Source organism: Pseudomonas acericola (SeqCode) (assembly GCF_053456465.1).
Window position 1 is genome coordinate 752,990 of record NZ_JBRFJB010000002.1, and the last position, 18,058, is coordinate 771,047.

General features: G+C 61.6%; 18 protein-coding genes. 10 read left to right on the top strand and 8 right to left on the bottom strand.

Features of this window, described 5'->3' with window-relative positions:
* Entirely contained in the window at positions 1–1,146 is a 1,146-nt protein-coding gene (locus ACU688_RS09535) for an efflux RND transporter periplasmic adaptor subunit (protein WP_448184505.1), read from the bottom strand.
* A 286-nt stretch (positions 1,147–1,432) separates the two neighbouring features.
* Between ACU688_RS09535 and ACU688_RS09540 the strand changes: the two genes are divergently transcribed.
* Entirely contained in the window at positions 1,433–2,065 is a 633-nt protein-coding gene (locus ACU688_RS09540; protein ID WP_305432970.1) for a TetR family transcriptional regulator, read from the top strand.
* Between the two features lie 374 nt (positions 2,066–2,439).
* Here ACU688_RS09540 and ACU688_RS09545 read toward each other — a convergent pair whose 3' ends face one another.
* Genes ACU688_RS09545 through ACU688_RS09555 form a run of 3 tightly spaced genes read right to left on the bottom strand, consistent with a single transcriptional unit; the run spans position 2,440 to position 5,017 of the window.
* Positions 2,440–3,495: an alkene reductase gene (locus tag ACU688_RS09545; RefSeq protein WP_448184506.1), complete on the bottom strand. Its 1,056-nt coding sequence runs from the start codon at positions 3,493–3,495 to the stop codon at positions 2,440–2,442.
* Between the two features lie 27 nt (positions 3,496–3,522).
* The gene (locus ACU688_RS09550; RefSeq protein ID WP_448184507.1) at positions 3,523–4,689 is read right to left on the bottom strand and encodes an MFS transporter; all 1,167 of its coding nucleotides are present in this window, start codon (positions 4,687–4,689) and stop codon (positions 3,523–3,525) included.
* Between the two features lie 13 nt (positions 4,690–4,702).
* The gene (locus ACU688_RS09555; protein ID WP_017736896.1) at positions 4,703–5,017 is read right to left on the bottom strand and encodes an ArsR/SmtB family transcription factor; all 315 of its coding nucleotides are present in this window, start codon (positions 5,015–5,017) and stop codon (positions 4,703–4,705) included.
* 154 nt (positions 5,018–5,171) lie between these two features.
* Here ACU688_RS09555 and ACU688_RS09560 point away from each other — a divergent pair, with 154 nt between their 5' ends.
* The gene (locus ACU688_RS09560) at positions 5,172–5,756 is read left to right on the top strand and encodes an acyl carrier protein phosphodiesterase (protein ID WP_448184508.1); all 585 of its coding nucleotides are present in this window, start codon (positions 5,172–5,174) and stop codon (positions 5,754–5,756) included.
* A gap of 114 nt (positions 5,757–5,870) precedes the next feature.
* Here ACU688_RS09560 and ACU688_RS09565 read toward each other — a convergent pair whose 3' ends face one another.
* Together ACU688_RS09565 and olsB are read right to left on the bottom strand one after the other, a co-directional pair.
* The gene (locus ACU688_RS09565) at positions 5,871–6,662 is read right to left on the bottom strand and encodes a lysophospholipid acyltransferase family protein (protein WP_448184509.1); all 792 of its coding nucleotides are present in this window, start codon (positions 6,660–6,662) and stop codon (positions 5,871–5,873) included.
* Positions 6,662–7,417: an L-ornithine N(alpha)-acyltransferase gene (gene olsB / locus ACU688_RS09570; protein WP_017736899.1), complete on the bottom strand. Its 756-nt coding sequence runs from the start codon at positions 7,415–7,417 to the stop codon at positions 6,662–6,664. The genes ACU688_RS09565 and olsB overlap by 1 nt, the downstream gene beginning before the upstream one ends.
* Positions 7,418–7,604: 187 nt before the next feature.
* Here olsB and ACU688_RS09575 point away from each other — a divergent pair, with 187 nt between their 5' ends.
* From ACU688_RS09575 to ACU688_RS09590, 4 genes are all read left to right on the top strand, one after another.
* A complete protein-coding gene (locus ACU688_RS09575; RefSeq protein ID WP_448184857.1) occupies positions 7,605–8,678 on the top strand; it encodes a serine hydrolase domain-containing protein in 1,074 nt (357 codons plus the stop codon).
* Complete coding sequence (locus tag ACU688_RS09580; RefSeq protein WP_448184510.1) at positions 8,675–8,989, top strand: amidase; 315 nt, start codon at positions 8,675–8,677, stop codon at positions 8,987–8,989. Before ACU688_RS09575 ends, ACU688_RS09580 begins: the two co-directional genes overlap by 4 nt.
* Positions 8,990–9,094: 105 nt before the next feature.
* Positions 9,095–9,673 carry a YceI family protein gene (locus tag ACU688_RS09585; RefSeq protein WP_448184511.1) on the top strand — a complete coding sequence of 193 codons (579 nt, stop codon included), beginning with the start codon at positions 9,095–9,097 and terminating at the stop codon, positions 9,671–9,673.
* Between the two features lie 2 nt (positions 9,674–9,675).
* Positions 9,676–10,833 carry a phospholipase D-like domain-containing protein gene (locus ACU688_RS09590; RefSeq protein WP_448184512.1) on the top strand — a complete coding sequence of 386 codons (1,158 nt, stop codon included), beginning with the start codon at positions 9,676–9,678 and terminating at the stop codon, positions 10,831–10,833.
* Between the two features lie 163 nt (positions 10,834–10,996).
* Here ACU688_RS09590 and bglX read toward each other — a convergent pair whose 3' ends face one another.
* Positions 10,997–13,288, bottom strand: a complete 2,292-nt coding sequence (gene bglX, locus ACU688_RS09595) for a beta-glucosidase BglX (RefSeq protein ID WP_448184513.1) — start codon at positions 13,286–13,288, stop codon at positions 10,997–10,999.
* Between the two features lie 225 nt (positions 13,289–13,513).
* Here bglX and ACU688_RS09600 point away from each other — a divergent pair, with 225 nt between their 5' ends.
* The 4 genes from ACU688_RS09600 to ACU688_RS09615 all read left to right on the top strand — a co-directional run bounded on the left by ACU688_RS09600 (position 13,514) and on the right by ACU688_RS09615 (position 16,977).
* Positions 13,514–14,125: a LemA family protein gene (locus tag ACU688_RS09600; RefSeq protein WP_017737110.1), complete on the top strand. Its 612-nt coding sequence runs from the start codon at positions 13,514–13,516 to the stop codon at positions 14,123–14,125.
* Between the two features lie 18 nt (positions 14,126–14,143).
* Positions 14,144–14,875, top strand: coding sequence for a TPM domain-containing protein (locus ACU688_RS09605; protein ID WP_448184514.1), 732 nt, complete (start codon positions 14,144–14,146; stop codon positions 14,873–14,875).
* Between the two features lie 31 nt (positions 14,876–14,906).
* Entirely contained in the window at positions 14,907–15,524 is a 618-nt protein-coding gene (locus ACU688_RS09610) for a TPM domain-containing protein (protein ID WP_448184515.1), read from the top strand.
* A gap of 244 nt (positions 15,525–15,768) precedes the next feature.
* A complete protein-coding gene (locus ACU688_RS09615) occupies positions 15,769–16,977 on the top strand; it encodes a class I SAM-dependent methyltransferase (protein ID WP_448184516.1) in 1,209 nt (402 codons plus the stop codon).
* A 118-nt stretch (positions 16,978–17,095) separates the two neighbouring features.
* On the opposite strand, the gene ACU688_RS09620 is transcribed toward ACU688_RS09615, so the two are convergent.
* Positions 17,096–17,995: a DMT family transporter gene (locus ACU688_RS09620; protein ID WP_448184517.1), complete on the bottom strand. Its 900-nt coding sequence runs from the start codon at positions 17,993–17,995 to the stop codon at positions 17,096–17,098.
* Positions 17,996–18,058 lie beyond the last annotated feature (63 nt).

Consider the following 18,058-nt stretch of genomic DNA (forward strand, 5'->3'; position numbering starts at 1 on the left):
TTACTCCCCTTTGCCAGCAGCGGCAGCAGGAGCAGCAGAACCGGCAGGCTTGGCGTTGTCGGCGTCCTTGACCTTGACTTCGATGCCCGGCTTGATGAATTGCAGGCCTTCGGTGATCACGCGGTCACCGGCGTCGAGGCCTTTTTCCACCAGCCAGTAGGCGCCGGACGTACGGTTGGCAACCAGGGTGCGTTGCTCAACCTTGTTGTCCTTGTTCACCACCAGCGCGGTCGGAATGCCCTTGATGTCGCGGGTAACGCCTTGCTGTGGCGCCAGGATGGCCTTGCTGTTCACACCGGCTTGCAGCTGGGCGTGCACGAACATGCCCGGCAGCAGGGTGTGGTCTGGGTTGGAGAACACGGCGCGCAGGGTGACCGAACCGGTGGTCTGGTCAACCGACACTTCGGAGAATTCCAGTTTGCCGTCCTGGTTGTAGTCGGTACCGTCTTCCAGGGTCAGCTTGACCTTGGCGGCATTGGCGCCGGCTTTTTCCAGCTGGCCGCTTTCCAGGTCGCGGCGCAGTTTCAGCATTTCTGCCGAAGACTGCGTGACGTCGACGTAGATCGGGTCCAGTTGCTGGATCACCGCCATGGCATCGGTCTGGCCGTTGCTGACCAGCGCGCCTTCGGTCACCGAAGAACGGCCGATACGCCCGGAGATCGGCGCGAACACTTTGGTGTAGCGCACGTTGATCTGGGCGGTTTGCACGTTGGCTTCGGCCGTCATGCGGTTGGCGACGGCGGTGTCGTATTCCTGGCGGCTGACGGCTTGTTCATCGACCAACTGCTTGTAGCGGTCGGAGATGGACTTGGTCTGGGTCAGGCTGGCTTGTGCGCTTTTCAGGGTGGCGTCATACACCGACGGGTCGATCTGGTAGAGCTGTTGCCCTTCCTTCACGTCGCCGCCTTCCTTGAACAGGCGCTTGAGAATAATGCCGTTGACCTGTGGGCGAACTTCCGCAATGCGGTAGGCGGTGGTGCGGCCTGGCAGCTCGGACGTCAGGGTAAAGGCTTGCGGTTGAATGGTGACCACGCCGACCTGAGGGGTTTGAGCGGGCGGAGCCGCTTCTTCCTTTTTACATCCGCTGAGCAGCGATGCCAGGGCGACGGCAGTGACCAGAGCGGTAACAGCTGGCTTAAGTTGCATGAAGATCCTCGGGTCAGGCGCGCAGGGTGCGCACAAGAAATGTGGAAGGGTAAAAAACAAGCTGTGAGTAGATAAGTAGCTTGCTACGCAATATACTTACGTTCACGGTTGTTTGTAAACTCTTGACAGGCTTCGCGGAATGTTGACAAAGCAACGTCCAAAGCCTCGATTTCATTACGTTCGGCACCCACGATGGTGTCGTCCCACAAATATTCAGATGATCGTTAGCGGCTATTAATTGTGCGTTAACAATCGTCCCAAGTGTCCTGATTGAGGTTTTACTGCCATGGTTCGTCGCACCAAAGAGGAAGCTCAGGAAACGCGCAGCCAGATTCTCCAAGCCGCCGAGCAGGCCTTCTATGAGCGCGGTGTGGCGCGCACCACCCTGGCGGACATCGCTGCGTTGGCGGGTGTGACGCGGGGCGCCATCTATTGGCATTTCAGTAACAAGTCCGACTTGCTCCAAGCGTTGCTCGACACGCTGCACGAGCCGCTGGACGAACTGGCCCGGGCCAGTGAGAGCGAGGACGAACTCGACCCGCTCGGCTGCATGCGCAAGCTGTTGATCCATCTGTTTCATCAAGTGGCCCTGGACCCGAAAACCCGGCGCATCAATGAGATCCTCTTCCACAAGTGCGAATTCACCGATGAAATGTGTGACATGCGCCGTCAGCGCCAGACACACAGCCTAGAGTGCAATCTGCGTATCGGCTTGACCCTGCGCAATGCCGTGCATCGTGGCCAACTGCCAGAAAACCTCGACACCACTCGTGGTGCCGTGTGCATTCATGCCTATATCAACGGGCTGATTGGCCAGTGGCTGCTCGTCCCCGACAGCTTCCAGTTGCATCAGGACGCTGAGCGCTGGGTGGACACCGGGCTCGACATGCTGCGCCTGAGCCCTAGTCTGCGCAATTGAGACAAAATGCGTAATTGCATCACGTTGTGTCAACAGTAAAGCTTAAGGAGGGTCAATCGTCCTTCTGCCTTATTTGTGGGGTGACTTTATATACGCGCTGGCCTGGGGTTGATAGGTAGCCGGCTAAGTATTTTGTAGGGATTTTGTTGCAGGGGTGTGAAGGAGTGTTTCCCTCACGCCACGCAAGTCCAAAAAGTGGCGGGCTTGTGTGGGAGCGGGCTTGCCCGCGATTGCGGTGGATCAGTGAAAGTATCTGTAACTGACACACCGCTATCGCGGGCAAGCCCGCTCCCACAGGGGGTAGGTGGTGCACTTCAGGTCAGCATAAAAAAGCCCCGGTTCTCGCGAACCGGGGCTTTTTGCGTTTCAGGCGATCAGATCGCCAGCGTCGGGTAGTCGATGTAACCCACCGGGCCCTTGCTATAGAACGTATCCGGGCGCGCATCGTTGAGTGGCGCATCGGCTTTCAAGCGTGCCGGCAAGTCCGGGTTGGCAATGAACGGTACGCCCCAGGCCACCGCATCCGCCTTGCCTTCAGCCAGCCAGGCGTTGGCGCTGTCCTTGGTGAAGCGTTCGTTGGCGATGTACACGCCGCCAAACGCCTTCTTCAATTGCGGGCCGAGGCTGTCGCCAGCTTCTTTCTCGCGGGAGCAGATGAACGCAATGCCACGCTTGCCCAGTTCGCTGGCCACGTAGGTAAAGGTTTCTGCCAAGTTGTCGTCGCCCATGTCGTGGGAGTCGGCACGCGGTGCCAGGTGCACACCCACGCGGCCCGCGCCCCAGATTTCGATGGCGGCGTCGGTCACTTCCAGCAGCAGGCGTGCACGGTTTTCCAGGGAGCCGCCGTACTGGTCGGTGCGCTGGTTGGTGCTGCTTTGCAGGAACTGGTCGAGCAGGTAGCCGTTGGCGCCGTGGATTTCCACGCCGTCGAAGCCGGCGGCCTTGGCGTTCTCGGCGCCGGTGCGGTAGGCGTCGATGATGTCGGCGATTTCCGCGGTTTCCAGGGCGCGCGGCGTCGGGTAGTCGGCCAGTGGGCGCACCAGGCTGACGTGGCCCTTGGGCTGGATCGCGCTCGGCGCCACCGGGGTTTCGCCGTTCAGGTACGACTCATGGGAGATACGGCCCACATGCCACAGTTGCAGGAAAATCTTGCCACCCGCGCCGTGGATCGCCTTGGTCACGTTGGCCCAGCCACGCACCTGGTCGTTGGACCAGATGCCCGGCGTGTCCGGGTAACCCACGCCCAGGGGCGTCACCGAGGTGGCTTCGCTGAGGATCAGCCCGGCGGAAGCACGTTGCACGTAATACTCGGCCATCAGCGCGTTGGGCACGCGACCGGCGTCGGCACGGCAGCGGGTCAGCGGCGCCATGATGATGCGGTTGGACAGTTCCAGGTCGCCCAGTTTGATCGGGTCGAAAATAGTCGTCATGGGAAAACACCTTCTCTTTGAAGTTGATCAGTGGGTCGCAGGGGCCAGGTCGGCGTCGCCGTTCTGACGGAAAGTAATCAGGGTCACCAGCAGCGCGAGGATCGCCAGCGCACCGGCGGCCAATGGCACGCTGGTCAGGCCGAAACCGTGGGCAATCACACTGCCGCCGACCCAGGCGCCGAGGGCGTTGCCGATGTTGAAGGCGCCGATGTTCAGGGTGGACACCAGGTTCGGCGCCGCCTTGCCAAAGGTCACCACGTTGATTTGCAACGCCGGCACGGCGGCGAACGCAGCGGTGGCCCACAGGAACAGGGTGATTTCCGTCGGGATCACGGCGATGCTGGTCCAGGTCAGTGCGGTGGAGATCACCGCCATGCTGATAAACACGCCGATCAAGGTGGCTGCCAGGCGCTTGTCCGCCAGCTTGCCGCCGATGATGTTGCCCAGGGTCAGGCCCAGGCCGATCAGAAGCAGTGTCCAGGTCACGCCTTTGGGCGAGATGCCGGTGACGTCGCCCAGCAGCGGCGCGACGTAGGTGAAGAGGGTGAACATCGACGCGGAGAACAGCGCGGTCATGGTCAGCGACAACCAGATGCCGGCACCCTTGAGGGCCGCCAGTTCGGCGCGCATGTCGAGTTTTTCTTCGTCACGCTTGGCCGGCAGGAAGCGGATCAGGCCGATCAGCGCGATAACACCAATCACGGTGACCGCCCAGAACGTCGAGCGCCAACCCGCAGCCTGACCCAACGCCGTACCCAGCGGCACGCCGAGGACGTTGGCCAGGGTCAAGCCGGTGAACATCAAGGCCACGGCCGAAGCGCGTTTGTTGGCCGGTACCAGGTTGGCCGCGACCACCGAACCGATCCCGAAGAACGCGCCGTGGCACAGCGCGGTGACCACACGGGCAAACATCAGCACGTTGTAGTCGCTGGCGAGGGCGCAGAGCAGGTTGCCGACGATAAAGATGCCCATCAACGCTACCAGTGCGGCCTTGCGCGGCAGCTTGGCGGTGGCCAGTGCCATGAACGGCGCACCAATGGCCACGCCGAGGGCGTAGCCGGTGACCAGCCACCCAGCGCCGGGGATCGACACACCGAGGTCCGCCGCCACATCGGGCAGCAAGCCCATGATGACGAACTCGGTGGTGCCGATGGCGAAGGCGCTCAGGGCCAGTATGAGTAGCGAGAGGGGCATTATCGTTTCCTTGTTACAGCGGTGCGCTGAGTTCGGTGATGAGCGCATCGAGGAAAGCTTGGATCGTTTCCTCGTTGCGTTTGAAAAAGTGCCACTGCCCGGCCTTTTGGCTGCTGATCAACCCCGCGCGTTGCAACGTCGCCAGGTGCGCCGACACGGTGGACTGGGACAAGCCGCAGCGTTGGTCGATCTGCCCGGCACAGATGCCGTATTCGTGGTTGTGCAGTTGCTCGGGGAATTGCACTTTCGGGTCTTTCAGCCAGTTGAGGATGTCTCGCCGTACTGGGTGCGCCAGGGCTTTTATTATTTCGTCGAGGTCGATGGACATGGCAGGTGCTCGGTGTCTTGAAACGTTATATCGCGATGAGGCGAACATTAAATCGTTATATTCCGATATGCCAATATGAATTGGGTCTTAAAGCCGATCAAATCGGTATATCGGGTTATAACGATACGTTGGCGGCAGTGCTAAACTGCGCGGCATGAATTATCTCGCACATCTGCACCTCGGCGGCCAACTTCCTGCGCAATTGCTGGGCAGCCTCTATGGCGATTTCGTCAAAGGCCGCCTGCAAGGCCAGTTCAACCCGCAAATCGAAGCGGCGATCCAGCTGCACCGCTCGATCGACCGTTTTACCGACAGCCACCCGTTGGTGGGGGAGGCGTTGTCGCGCTTTAGCCTCACCCGCAGGCGTTACGCTGGGATAGTCCTCGATGTGTTTTTCGATCACTGCCTGGCGCGGGACTGGGCGCTGTACGCCGACCAGCCGCTGGAGCGCTTCACCGCGCAGGTGTACCGCGTGCTGGCGGCCGAGCCGCAATTGCCGGGGCGGCTGGCGCAGATAGCGCCGTGGATGGCGGCGGATGATTGGTTGGGGTCTTATCGCGAGTTTGCGGCGATGGAACAGGTGTTGCGCGGGATTTCGCGGCGGTTGTCGCAGCCGCAGGAGTTGGAGTTTGCGATGCAGGAATTGCGCGAGTTGTATGAGCCGTTGAGTGAAGATTTCCGCGTGTTCTATCCCGAGTTGCAGGTGTTTGCACAAACTCAACTGACGACTGAGATCTAAATGTGGGAGCTGGCTTGCCTGCGATAGCGTTGGGTCAGCCACACATGTATTAGCTGGCAGACCGCTATCGCAGGCAAGCCAGCTCCCACATTTTGAACTGTGTTCACTTTGAGATCAGGCTGCAAATGCAGGGCGAGCATCCACCTGCTCAACCTCCGGCACCGGCCCAAACAACGCCTTTTGCACCGCCTGCTGCGCCTGAAACGCCAGCGCCGCACGTTCCTGCCCGGCACAGGCAATCGGCTTGAGCAGATGAATCTCCACATCGCCCTGGTCATTGGCAAACAAGCGCATCAGGTGCGAGAGCAAATCATCATCGCCAATAAACGGTGCGAGCGGGTCGACCTGGCCGTCGCGCAGATAGCGGATCGCTACGGGTTGCAGTGACACATCCGCGTCAATCGCACTGGCCAGCAAACGCCCGTGGAAGGTACGCAGGCTGCGCCCGTCGGTGGTGGTGCCTTCGGGGAACATCAGCAGCGGGTGCTGTTGCTCCAGATGACGGGTCATCTGCTTGCGGATCAACTGGCTGTCGCCTGAGCCGCGACGAATAAACAAGCTACCGGCCTTCGCCGCCAGCCAGCCGGCCACCGGCCAGGTGCGCACTTCGGCCTTGGACAGAAACGACATCGGCGCCACGGCGCCCAGCAACGGAATGTCGGTCCACGACACGTGATTGCTCACCCACAGCATCGGCTGTTGCGGCAACTCACCGTGCACGGTCACGCGAAAGGGCAGGGCGTTGGTCAGTCGCGCCATGAAAAACCGCGACCAACGCTGGCGCCGCACCATCGAGTTGGCAATGCCCAAGCGTTCGAACAGGCCAAACACACTGGCCATGCTCAAGCCCAGCCCCACCACCACCAGCACGCGGGCAATGCGCCCGTACACCCGCAGGCGGCTCATTACATGGCCGCCTTGAAGTGGCGGGCGTAACGCGGGCAAAGCTCATCGCGCTTGAGCAGGATGAACACGTCGGCTACCTGGAAGTCTTCGTCCCAGCATGGTTCGCCGCAGATTTTCGCGCCCAGGCGCATGTAGGCCTTGAGCAACGGTGGCATTTCCGCAATGACGTTGGACGGCAAATCCAGGGCCGGCAGGGGTTTCTTCGGTTCGGCGCGCAGGTGTTCGTTGCACAGGTAGCGTTCGCGCAGGCGCTGCATGATCGCGTGGGCCTGGATGCCGCCGTCGTGCATCGGGATGCTCGCGCAACCCATCAGGTAGCTGTAGCCGCCCTGGTTGAGGACCTCGGCCAATTCGCCCCACAACACGGCGATGGTGCCACCGTTGCGGTAGGCCGGATCGACGCAGGTGCGGCCGATTTCCAGGATCGGGCCTTGCAGGTGCAGCAAGCCATGCAGGCTGAATTCTTCTTCACTGTAGAACCGGCCCAGGGTGCTGGCAGCCGCGTGGTCGAGCAAACGGGTGGTGGCCACCAAGCGACCGCTGTTCAAGTCCCGCACGCCGATGTGGCTGCAGTGAACATCATAGTCATCCATGTCCAGACCCAGTTCCGCGCCTTTCAGCTTGGCGTTGAACTCGCCGCTGAACACGTTGAACCGCAAGGCCTGGGCTTCCTGCAACGCCTGTGCGCCAACCAGGCGTTCGGCTTGCAGACGGCGTTCATTGCCGGTGTCGCTGATGCGGGCGATCTGAGTCATGGCGAGTCTCCGAGTGCCGGCCACGATTTCGGCCGGTCGACTTTGTTGTCCAAAGTCAGGCTATGGAGGCCCGGTGTCATCTCCATGAACTTATGGTGACGCTTGGATGACAGCCCCTTGTGTCGCAAATCTGTCATCACCCTCGGCTAGGCTCGCGGGCTTGAATGCCCCCCTTGAGTCCGCGTCCATGGTCAGAGGCTTGTTGTGTGTTGTGCTGTTGTTGGTCACCGCTGCCGCCCACGCCGAAGCCTGGCCTGACAAGGACTGGGCCAAGGGCACACCGATCACAGGCCCCGCTGTCGATGCCTTGAACACCTACGCGTTCCCCCCGCGCGATGACGCAACCCGCCAAGGCATCCGCACCGATGCGCTGTTGGTGATTCGCGATGGCGTGGTCATCTATGAACGCTACGCTGCGCCGACCACGGCCAGTACGCCGCACCTGACCTGGTCCATCAGCAAGAGCCTGATGGCGACCGTGTTAGGCGTGGCCTACGGCGAAAACCGCTTCAAGCTGACCGATCCTGCCGCGCGTTTCTATCCGCCGATGAAGCAGCATCCCACGGTTACCATGGCCGACCTGTTGCACTGGGCCTCGGGCCTGGACTGGCAGGAGGACTATGAATACGCCCCGCTGAAATCCTCGGTGGTGGCGATGCTCTACACCCGGGGGCGCGGTGATATGGCCGAGTTCGCCGCCGACACCGAGGCCGCCAACGCCCCCGGCCAGGCGTTCCGTTACTCCAGCGGCGACAGCAATATCCTGTCCGCCGCGCTCAAAGGCATGCTCGGCCACAAGGCCTATATGAGCTACCCGTGGGATGCGCTGTTCAAGCCACTGGGCATCCATAACGCGACCTGGGAAACCGACGCGGATGAAACCTTCGTCGCTTCGTCCTACGCCTACCTCACGGCCCGTGACCTGGCGCGTGTCGGTTTGTTGATGGCGCGAGACGGCCGTTGGGGCGAGCAACAATTGCTGCCGAAAGACTGGGTCGCCTTCAACCGCCAGCCCTTCGACAAATACAAAGCCGGACAGGACGAAGCCGTGCCCGGTGGCCATTGGTGGCTCAATAAAGGCCCGTCGAGGCCCTGGCCCGACGCACCCGCCGACACCTTCGCCGCCCTCGGCCACTGGGGCCAGGCGCTGTACGTGATGCCTGACGAACACCTGGTGATCGTGCGCTACGGCGATGACCGCGACGGCAGCTACCGCCACAACGAATTGCTCAAGCGCGTGCTTGCGGCGGTGCAGCCATGATTCGTCGTCGGCCGTTTATCAGCCTGTTGATAGTGTTGTTGCTCGCGTCGTTGGGCTGGGTGTGGCATGAGCGCGTCAACCTGCAAGCCTTTCCCGACATCATTGCGGCGTACACGGCCAAGGAGTATTGCTCGTGCCGGTATGTCGCGAACAACCCGGCCGAGTATTGCCGGGGTTACGTGAAGCAGTACGTGCCCACCAGCGCGTTCAGCGATGACCCCGAGCGCAGTGAAGTCACTGCCAGTGGGATGGGGCGTACCCACACCGCGCGCTGGCTCGGCGACCGCCAGGGTTGCCGCTTGAAACCCTGACACACCTCATACCCCCTGTGGGAGCGGGCTGCATTCACATCGGATTTGCGCCGGCTGTGACATTGCGCTTAAGGTTCGTGCAGGTTTTCCCCCCGCGAGTTCTTAATGCTGATCAAACCCCTGGCCTTCGCCCTGCTGGCCGCCGCTGCCGTGCCTGCCCATGCCGACTGGTACCTGGATAACGAATCGTCACGCCTGTCCTTCGTCACCACCAAAAACACCGACATCGCCGAGGTGCAGCGCTTTTTGGTGTTGCACGGCAAGGTTGACGGCGCTGGCGCCGCGCAAGTGGAAGTGGAGCTGGAGTCGGTCAACAGTGGTATCCCGCTGCGCGACGAGCGTATGCGCAATGATCTGTTCGAGATCAAAAGCTTCCCCGACGCGTTGATCACTGCGCAGATCAACCTGCAACCGATCAACGACCTGGCCCCCGGCGCGCAGTTGGAACTGCGCCTGCCCTTGAGCGTGACCCTGCACGGCAAGACCCAGACCTACAGCGCCGAGCTACTGGCCACGCGCCTGGATGACCGGCGCTTCCAGGTGGTGACCCTGGAGCCGGTGGTGCTGCATGCCGAGGATTTTGATCTGATGCCGGGTGTAGCAACATTGCGCAAGGCGGCCGGTTTGGCGTCCATCAGTTTGTCGGTGCCGGTGGGTGCGGTGCTGATCTTCACGGCACGCTGACCATGAGCGGCGCAGTGTTCCCGTGGCGCAGCGCCAACCGCTTCGAGTTGCTGATCGACGGGCCGAATTTCTTCCCGCAGATGCTGGTGGGCATTGCCCGCGCCGAGCGCCAGGTCGACTTGGAGTTGTACCTGGTGGAAGCCGGCGCCTGTGCCGAAGCCTTGGTGCAAGCGCTGGTGCTGGCTGCCGAACGTGGTGTGCAGGTGCGCTGCCTGTTTGATGACTACGGCAGCCTGGCGTTTACCCTCGGGCTGCGCAAGCGCCTGACCGACGCCGGGGTGGAGCTGCGTTTCTACAATCGCCTGAGCTGGCGGCGCTGGATGCGCAACCTGTACCGCGATCACCGTAAGTTGTTGCTGATTGACCAAGGCAGCGCCTTTGTCGGCGGCACCGGTGTTACCGATGAATTCTGGACCCCGGGCAATGACACGGCCGACTGGCATGAAGTGATGGTGCAGATGGACGGCCCGTTGGTGCAGGACTGGCAAGCGCTGTTCGACCGCCAATGGCACGCCAACGCTGCGCGCCGGGAGTGGAAGCCCGCGACCCGTTTCGGTTTGCCACGCTTGCCGAAGATGCCCGCCACGGGGCCGGGCCTGGGCCGTGTCGCCTATGCCGACGCCCGCCAGCACCGCGACATTTTGCAATCGTTGATCCGCGCGTTGAACGGTGGCAAGCAGCGTATCTGGCTGGCAACGCCGTATTTTTTGCCGACCTGGGGCGTACGTCGCGCCTTGCGCCGTGCCGCCGGGCGAGGGGTGGATGTGCGCTTGCTGCTCACAGGGCCACGTACCGATCATCCGTCCGTGCGCTATGCCGGGCACCGGTATTACCCGCGCCTGCTGCGTTCGGGGGTGCAGATCTTTGAATACCAGCCGTGCTTTTTGCACCTGAAAATGGTGCTGGTGGACGATTGGGCCAGTGTGGGGTCATGCAATTTCGACCATTGGAATTTGCGCTTCAACCTGGATGCCAACCTGGAAGCGTTGGACCCTGACTTGACGCGGGCAGTGGCGGGCAGTTTTGAGCGGGATTTCGCCCAGAGCCTGGCGGTGAGCCTGGAGGCGTGGCAGTCGCGGCCGTTGTGGCGGCGCGTGAAGCAGCGGGTGTGGGGGTGGATTGATCGGTTGGTGGTGAACTTGCTCGACCGACGCGGATAACCAGACCTCTGAGATCAAAATGTGGGAGCCGGGTTTGTGTGGGAGCTGGCTTGCCTGCGATGGCATCACCTCGGTATGACTGATACACCGAGGTGCCTGCATCGCAGGCAAGCCAGCTCCCACAGAAGCCAGCTCCCACACTGACTGCATTTACAGCTTTAAATCAGAGCAATTCAAAGGTCTGCTGCTGCACATCCTGGGAATCCAGCCCGATCTGCACATTGAACTCACCCGGCTCCGCCGCGAACTTGAGCTGGGTGTTGTAGAACTTCAAGTCTTCCTCGGTGATGGTGAAGTGCACTGTGCGCTCTTCGCCCGCCTTGAGCATGATCTTCTGGAAGTTCTTCAGCTCCTTGATCGGGCGGATCATCGAGCCCGCCACGTCCTGGATATACAGCTGCACCACGGTTTCGCCATCGACCTTGCCGGTGTTTTTCAGGGTGACGCTGGCGTCGAGCTTGCCGGTCTTGTTCAAGGTGGTGGACGACAACGCCATGTCCGACAGGCTGAACGTGGTGTAGCTCAGGCCATAACCAAACGGGAACAGCGGCCCGGTGGTGTCATCGAAGTATTGCGAGGTGTAGTTGCCCGGCTTGCCCGGTGTGAATGGCCGGCCAATGGTCAGGTGGTTGTAGTAGGTCGGAATCTGCCCCACCGAACGGGGGAAGGTGATCGGCAGCTTGCCCGACGGGTTGTAGTCGCCAAACAGTACGTCGGCGATGGCGTTGCCGCCTTCGGTGCCGGCGAACCAGGTTTCCAGGATCGCGTCGGCCTGTTGGTTCTCTTCGAGGATCGACAGCGGGCGGCCGTTCATCAACACCAGCACCAACGGCTTGCCGGTGGCTTTCAGGGCCTTGATCAGGTCGCGCTGGCTTTGCGGGATGTTCAGGTCGGTGCGGCTGGAGGATTCGTGGGACATGCCACGGGACTCGCCCACTGCCGCGACGATCACGTCGGCACTCTTGGCGGCTTTCACCGCTTCGTCGATCAACACCTGCGGCGCGCGTTTGTCATCCACCACTTCCGGGGCATCGAAGTTGAGGAAGTTGAGGTAATCGACCACGGCCTTGTCGTTGGTGATATTGGCGCCACGGGCGTAGATCACTTTGCCTTTTTCACCGATCACCGCGTTCAAGCCGTCCAGCAGGGTGACCGATTGCGCAGGGCGCCCGGCGGCGGCCCAACTGCCCATCATGTCGATCGGGGCCTTGGCCAGCGGGCCGACCAGGGCGATGGTTGCGGACTTTTTCAGCGGCAGGGTGTCGTTCTGGTTTTTCAGCAACACCAGGCTGCGGCGTGCCACATCGCGGGCTTCGGCGCGGTGCAGGCGGCTGTCGGCGTAGGTGTCGGCCGGGTCATCCTCGGCCTTGCCGATGCGCAGGTACGGGTCCTTGAACAGGCCCATGTCGTACTTGGCGCCGAGCACTTCGCGCACGGCGTTGTCGATGTCGCTCTGTTCGATCTCGCCCGACTTGAGTAGCCCCGGCAACTCCTTGCCATACAGCGAGTCGTTCATGCTCATGTCGATACCGGCCTTGATCGCCAGTTTCGCGGCTTCACGCCCGTCCTTGGCCACGCCGTGCTTGATCAGCTCGAAAATCGCGCCGTGGTCGCTGACGGTCAGGCCCTTGAAGCCCCAGTCGCGGCGCAGCAGGTCGTTCATCAGCCAGGTGTTGGCGGTGGCGGGCACGCCGTTGATCGAGTTCAGCGCCACCATCACGCCGCCGGAACCGGCCTTGATCGCCGCGTGGTACGGCGGCAGGTAGTCCTGGTACATCTTCACCGGGCTCATATCGACCACGTTGTAGTCGCGGCCACCTTCCACCGCGCCATACAGGGCGAAGTGCTTGACGCTGGCCATGAGGCTGTCGGCATTCGCCGGGCTGGTGCCCTGGAACGCCTTGACCATCACTTCGGCAATGCGCGAGACAAGGTAGGTGTCTTCGCCGAAACCTTCGGACGTGCGGCCCCAGCGTGCATCGCGGGAGATATCGACCATCGGCGCAAAGGTGATGTCGAGGCTGTCGGCCGCAGCTTCCTGGGCGGCGATGCGCCCGGAGCGGTGGATCGCGTCCATGTCCCAGCTGGAGGCCAGGGCCAGGCTGATCGGGAAGATGGTGCGGTGGCCGTGGATCACGTCGTAGGCGAAGAACATCGGGATCTTCAAGCGGCTGCGCATGGCCGCGTCCTGCATCGGACGGTTTTCCGGGCGGGTGATGGAGTTGAACGTGCCACCGATGCGGCCGGCGGCGATTTCCTGGCGGATCAGTTCGCGGGGCATTTCAGGGCCGATGCTGATCAGGCGCAATTGGCCGATCTTTTCATCGAGGGTCATCTGCTTGAGCAGGTCGCTGACAAACGCGTCCTTGTCTTTAAGCGCAGCAGGCTTTGTTTCTGCCCATACGGGGTGACTGGCCAGAGTGGCAACAAGGCCGAGCAAACACAGCTTTTTCATGAATATCCTTTTTCGGCACACTGCCCAGCGAAAACGCGCTGTTCTGCCAAAATGTGGGGGACGTATGTTGTTGTTCGAGTGTTATACCGACAAATGCCGCACACTTCGGAACTCTTATTAGCGGTGGGCATCTTTTTAGCTGATTGATTCGATGCAATCCAGTCGTGGTAGCGGATTATGCCTCACGGCTGCCCAATTCCATCAAGGTTCGCCAGGAGAAACACCATGCAAGCAGCACAAGGTTACCGCTGGGGCTTGAAAGCCGCGGCTTTGCTACTGATCAGCAGCGTGCTGAGCGGTTGCGGCATCAACAATATCCCGACCCTGGACGAACAGGCCAAAGCCGCCTGGGGCCAGGTGCAGAACCAGTACCAGCGCCGCGCCGACCTGATCCCCAACCTGGTGGAAGTGGTCAAGGGCTACGCCGCCCATGAGCAAGACACCCTCACCGCCGTGATCGAAGCGCGGGCCAAGGCCACTTCGATCCAGGTGGATGCCAGCACCCTCGACAACCCGGAAAAACTCAAGCAGTTCCAGCAAGCCCAGGACGGCTTGAGCGGCGCACTCAGCCGTTTGATGGTGGTGTCCGAGCGTTACCCGGACCTCAAGGCCAACCAGAACTTCCTGGCCTTGCAATCCCAGCTTGAAGGCACCGAAAACCGCATCGCCGTGGCGCGCCGCGACTTTATCCAGGCGGTGCAGGCCTACAACACCGAGATCCGCACTTTCCCTGGCCGCCTGTGGCACAGCGTGATGTACAGCGACTTGCCGATCCGCGCGACCTTTGAAGCCACCAGCGCCGATGCCGATAAAGCACCGCAAGTGAAGTTCAAATAACGCTGCATTGAGGTGTCGATGCGTTTATTAAGGATAGGCCTGGCGCTGTGGCTGTTGGCCTGCGTGGGCGTGGCCCAGGCAGCGCTGACGTTCCCGGCGCTGAGCGGGCGGGTGGTGGACACTGCCCAGATGATCGACCCGGCCACGCGTGAGCAACTGACCCAGCAATTGCAGGCGCTGGAGCAAACCTCGGGCGACCAGATCGTGGTGGTCACCGTGCCCGACCTGCAGGGTGTGCCCATTGAAGACTTCGGTTATCAATTGGGCCGTCACTGGGGCATCGGCCAGAAGGGCAAGGACAACGGCGCGCTGTTGATCGTCGCCCGCGATGAGCGCAAGTTGCGCATCGAAGTCGGCTATGGCCTGGAAGGCGTGCTCACCGATGCGCAGTCGTGGGTAATCATCAACCAGGTGATTGCGCCCAAGTTCAAGGCCGGCAATTACAGCCAGGGCATCAGCGACGGCGTGGCCGCGATGGTGCAGGTGGTGGGCGGTGATCCGCTGGCGGTGCCTGCGCATGTGGCGGATGCCAACTTTGCCAAGGATAATCCGGGGTTTTCCATTGGCCTGTTTATCCTGCTGATCGGCGTGTTGTGGCTGTGCAATCGCCTGGGCCTGCCGGTGGGCGCGATCCTGTTGGCGATCCTCAGCAGCAGTGGTCGTGGCGGCGGCGGGGGCGGCGGCGGTGGCGGTGGTTTCCGGGGCGGCGGCGGTGGCTTCGGCGGCGGCGGGGCCTCGGGTGGCTGGTAATGACAATAACTAGAAAAGAGCATCTACAACCATGGCATTACTGACTGAACACGAGCAGCGCCAAGTGGCCGAAGCGATTGCTCGCGTGGAGAAAACCACCGACGCAGAGCTGGTGACGGTACTGGCGGCCCGCGCCGATGACTACGCCTATATCCCGCTGTTGTGGGCCAGCCTAATCGCATTGGTGGTGCCGGGTGTGGTGCATTACCTGTCGGGCTACCTGACCATGTACACCTTGCTGCTGGCGCAATGGGCGACGTTTATTGTGTTGTGCCTGGTGTTTCGCCTGCCCAAGGTCACCACGCGGCTGATCCCGCGTTCGGTGCGCCACTGGCGCGCGTCCAACCTGGCACGGCGGCAGTTTCTGGAGCAGAACCTGCACCACACCTTGGGCAGCACCGGCGTGCTGATTTTTGTCAGCGAGGCGGAGCGGTATGTGGAAATCCTGGTGGATGACGGGATTTCCACGCGTTTGGATGACGGCAGTTGGGATGCCATCGTGCAGGCGTTTACCCAGCAGGTGAAGCAGGGGCAGACGCTGGCCGGGTTTATCGACTGCATCGAGGCGTGTGGCGAGTTGTTGAAGGTGCATGTGCCGGTGACGCAGACGCGTAACGAGCTGCCGAACCGCCTGATCGTCCTCAAATAACCCAGACACCATTGATATAAATGTGGGCACTGTTTCATGTGGGAGCTGGCTTGCCTGCGATAGCATCACCTCGGTACATCTGACTCACCGAGGTGTCTGCATCGCAGGCAAGCCAGCTCCCACACAAGCCTGTTTTCACATTTGGTTTGTGGCGGTTCATCGACCGTTAGTCAAATAACCCCGTGCCCTCAAGCCCCATCCCCCCTAAAATGCCCGGCATTCCCTGCCCGAGGCGTTTTTGTTCATGTCTGTCACCGCTCAACCCGTCAGCGACCACCACGCCCAGTTCATTGAACTGCTTGGCACCAGCCTCGCGCAGAACGCCTTTATCAAGCTGGTGCTGGCCAAGTACGTCGGTGAAGAAACCGAGTTGCAACGGCTGATCATCAAGCCAGTGACGGTCAAGGAGCAGCCATGCCTGTCCTTCGTCTACCGCTATAAAACCCGCGACATCACCAAGAACTTCCCCGTGGCCGAGGGCGTGGCGACGATTGCCGCGCTGCTGCCGGTGCAGTTCAAGAACGCACACCTGTTGTCGCTGACCGACGAAGCCCAACTGGAGTACAGCAAGAAGAACAAAAGCTCGCTGTTCAAAAGCAAGCCGCAGCAACTGCGCGAGGCGCCGAGCGCCGAGCACAACCGCGAGAAAAATCGCTTCCTCGACCTCAGCCGGCCATTCCTCGCCGACCTCGGCGTGACCGACGCCAAGCAGGCGCTGATCCCGTCGATGTCGCGCAAGTGGAAGCAGATCAACAAGTTCATCGAAGTGTTCAGCCATGCGCTGACCACCTCACCGCTCAAGCTCGACCAGCCGGTGCGCGTGGCCGATTTCGGTTCGGGCAAGGGCTACCTGACGTTCGCCATCCACGATTACCTGCGCAACACCCTCAAGGCCGAGGGCGAGGTGACCGGGGTCGAGCTGCGCGAAGACATGGTGACCCTGTGCAACACCGCCGCCGCGCGCCTGGAGCACCCGGGGCTGGTGTTCAAGTGCGGCGACGTGCGCAGCGTGGCGCCCAGCGAACTGGACGTGATGATCGCCCTGCATGCCTGCGACATTGCCACCGACTATGCGATCCACACCGGCATCCGCTCCGGTGCGTCGATCATCATGTGCTCGCCGTGCTGCCACAAACAGATCCGCCTGCAGATCCAGAGCCCGGCGCTGTTGAAACCGATGCTGCAATACGGTTTGCACCTGGGCCAGCAGGCCGAGATGGTCACCGACAGTTTGCGTGCGCTGTTTCTGGAAGCCTGTGGTTATGAGACCAAGGTGTTTGAGTTCATCTCGTTGGATCACACCAACAAGAACAAGATGATCCTCGCGGTGAAGCGTGCGGAGCCGGTGGACAATGTGCAGTTGCTGGAGAAAATCCAGGAACTGAAGGCGTTCTACCACATCACCGAACACTGCCTGGAAACCCTGCTGCGCGCGGATGGTTACCTGAACTAAAGTGAGCACCGTGCCTGTGGAAGCTGGCTTTTGTGGGAGCTGGCTTGCCTGCGATAGGATCACCTCGGTACATCTGACTCACCGAGGTGTCTGCATCGCAGGCAAGCCAGCTCCCACATTAGATTGAACCAGCTTTGGCTATGGGTGCTGGCTGCACGCTGGTCTTGCGCCCCAGCATCACCGTCACAATCACCCCACAGGCAAACACCCAGGTAATCGGCTCGATCTGTTCACCAAAGAACAACGCCGAAAACGCGATGGTAAAGAAGATCTGCAACAACTGGATCTGGCTCACCCGAGCGATCCCGCCCATGGCCAACCCGGCATACCAGGCAAAGAACCCCAGGAACTGCGAGAACAGCGACACGTAGCCAAACGCCCACCAGGTTCCCATGGAAATCGCCCCTTGATGCTGCGCCGCCAGGTACCACACCGGGCCGATCAACACGGGCGTAGAGAGCACCAGCGCCCAGCAGATCACCTGCCAGCCGCCCATCTCCTTGGCCAATCGGCCGCCCTCGGCATAACCGAGGCCACCCACGGCGATGGCGCCGAGCATCAACAAATCGCCCGCCTGAATACTGCCCGCGCCGGTGATCAACGCATAACTCAGCACCAAGCCACTGCCCAACGCTGCGCAGGCCCAGAAGGCTTTGGACGGCCGCTCATGGGACAGCCACGCCGCATAGAGCGCCACGCACAGCGGTTGCAGGCCGTTGACCAGCGCGCCATGGGACGCCGGCAGGGTTTGCATGGCCCACGCTGACAGCACCGGGAAGCCGAGGATCACCCCGGCAATCACCAGGCACAGCCCGCGCACCTGGCGCCAGGTCGGCCATTGTTCACGGCGCCACAGCAACAACGCCGCCGCCGGGACCGCCGCGAACAGCGCACGGCCGAGGCCGTTGAGCAGCGGGTGGATTTCCTGCACCACGATGCGGGTGAAGGGCAGGGTCAGGCTGAAGATGATGACGCCCAGCAGGCCGAGGGCCATGCCGGTGTTTTCGCGCGAGCTCATGGAGTGGGACCGAAATCGAAAGGGCTTCAAGGGAAGCCCATCTAGCCACACCCCCCGCCAATC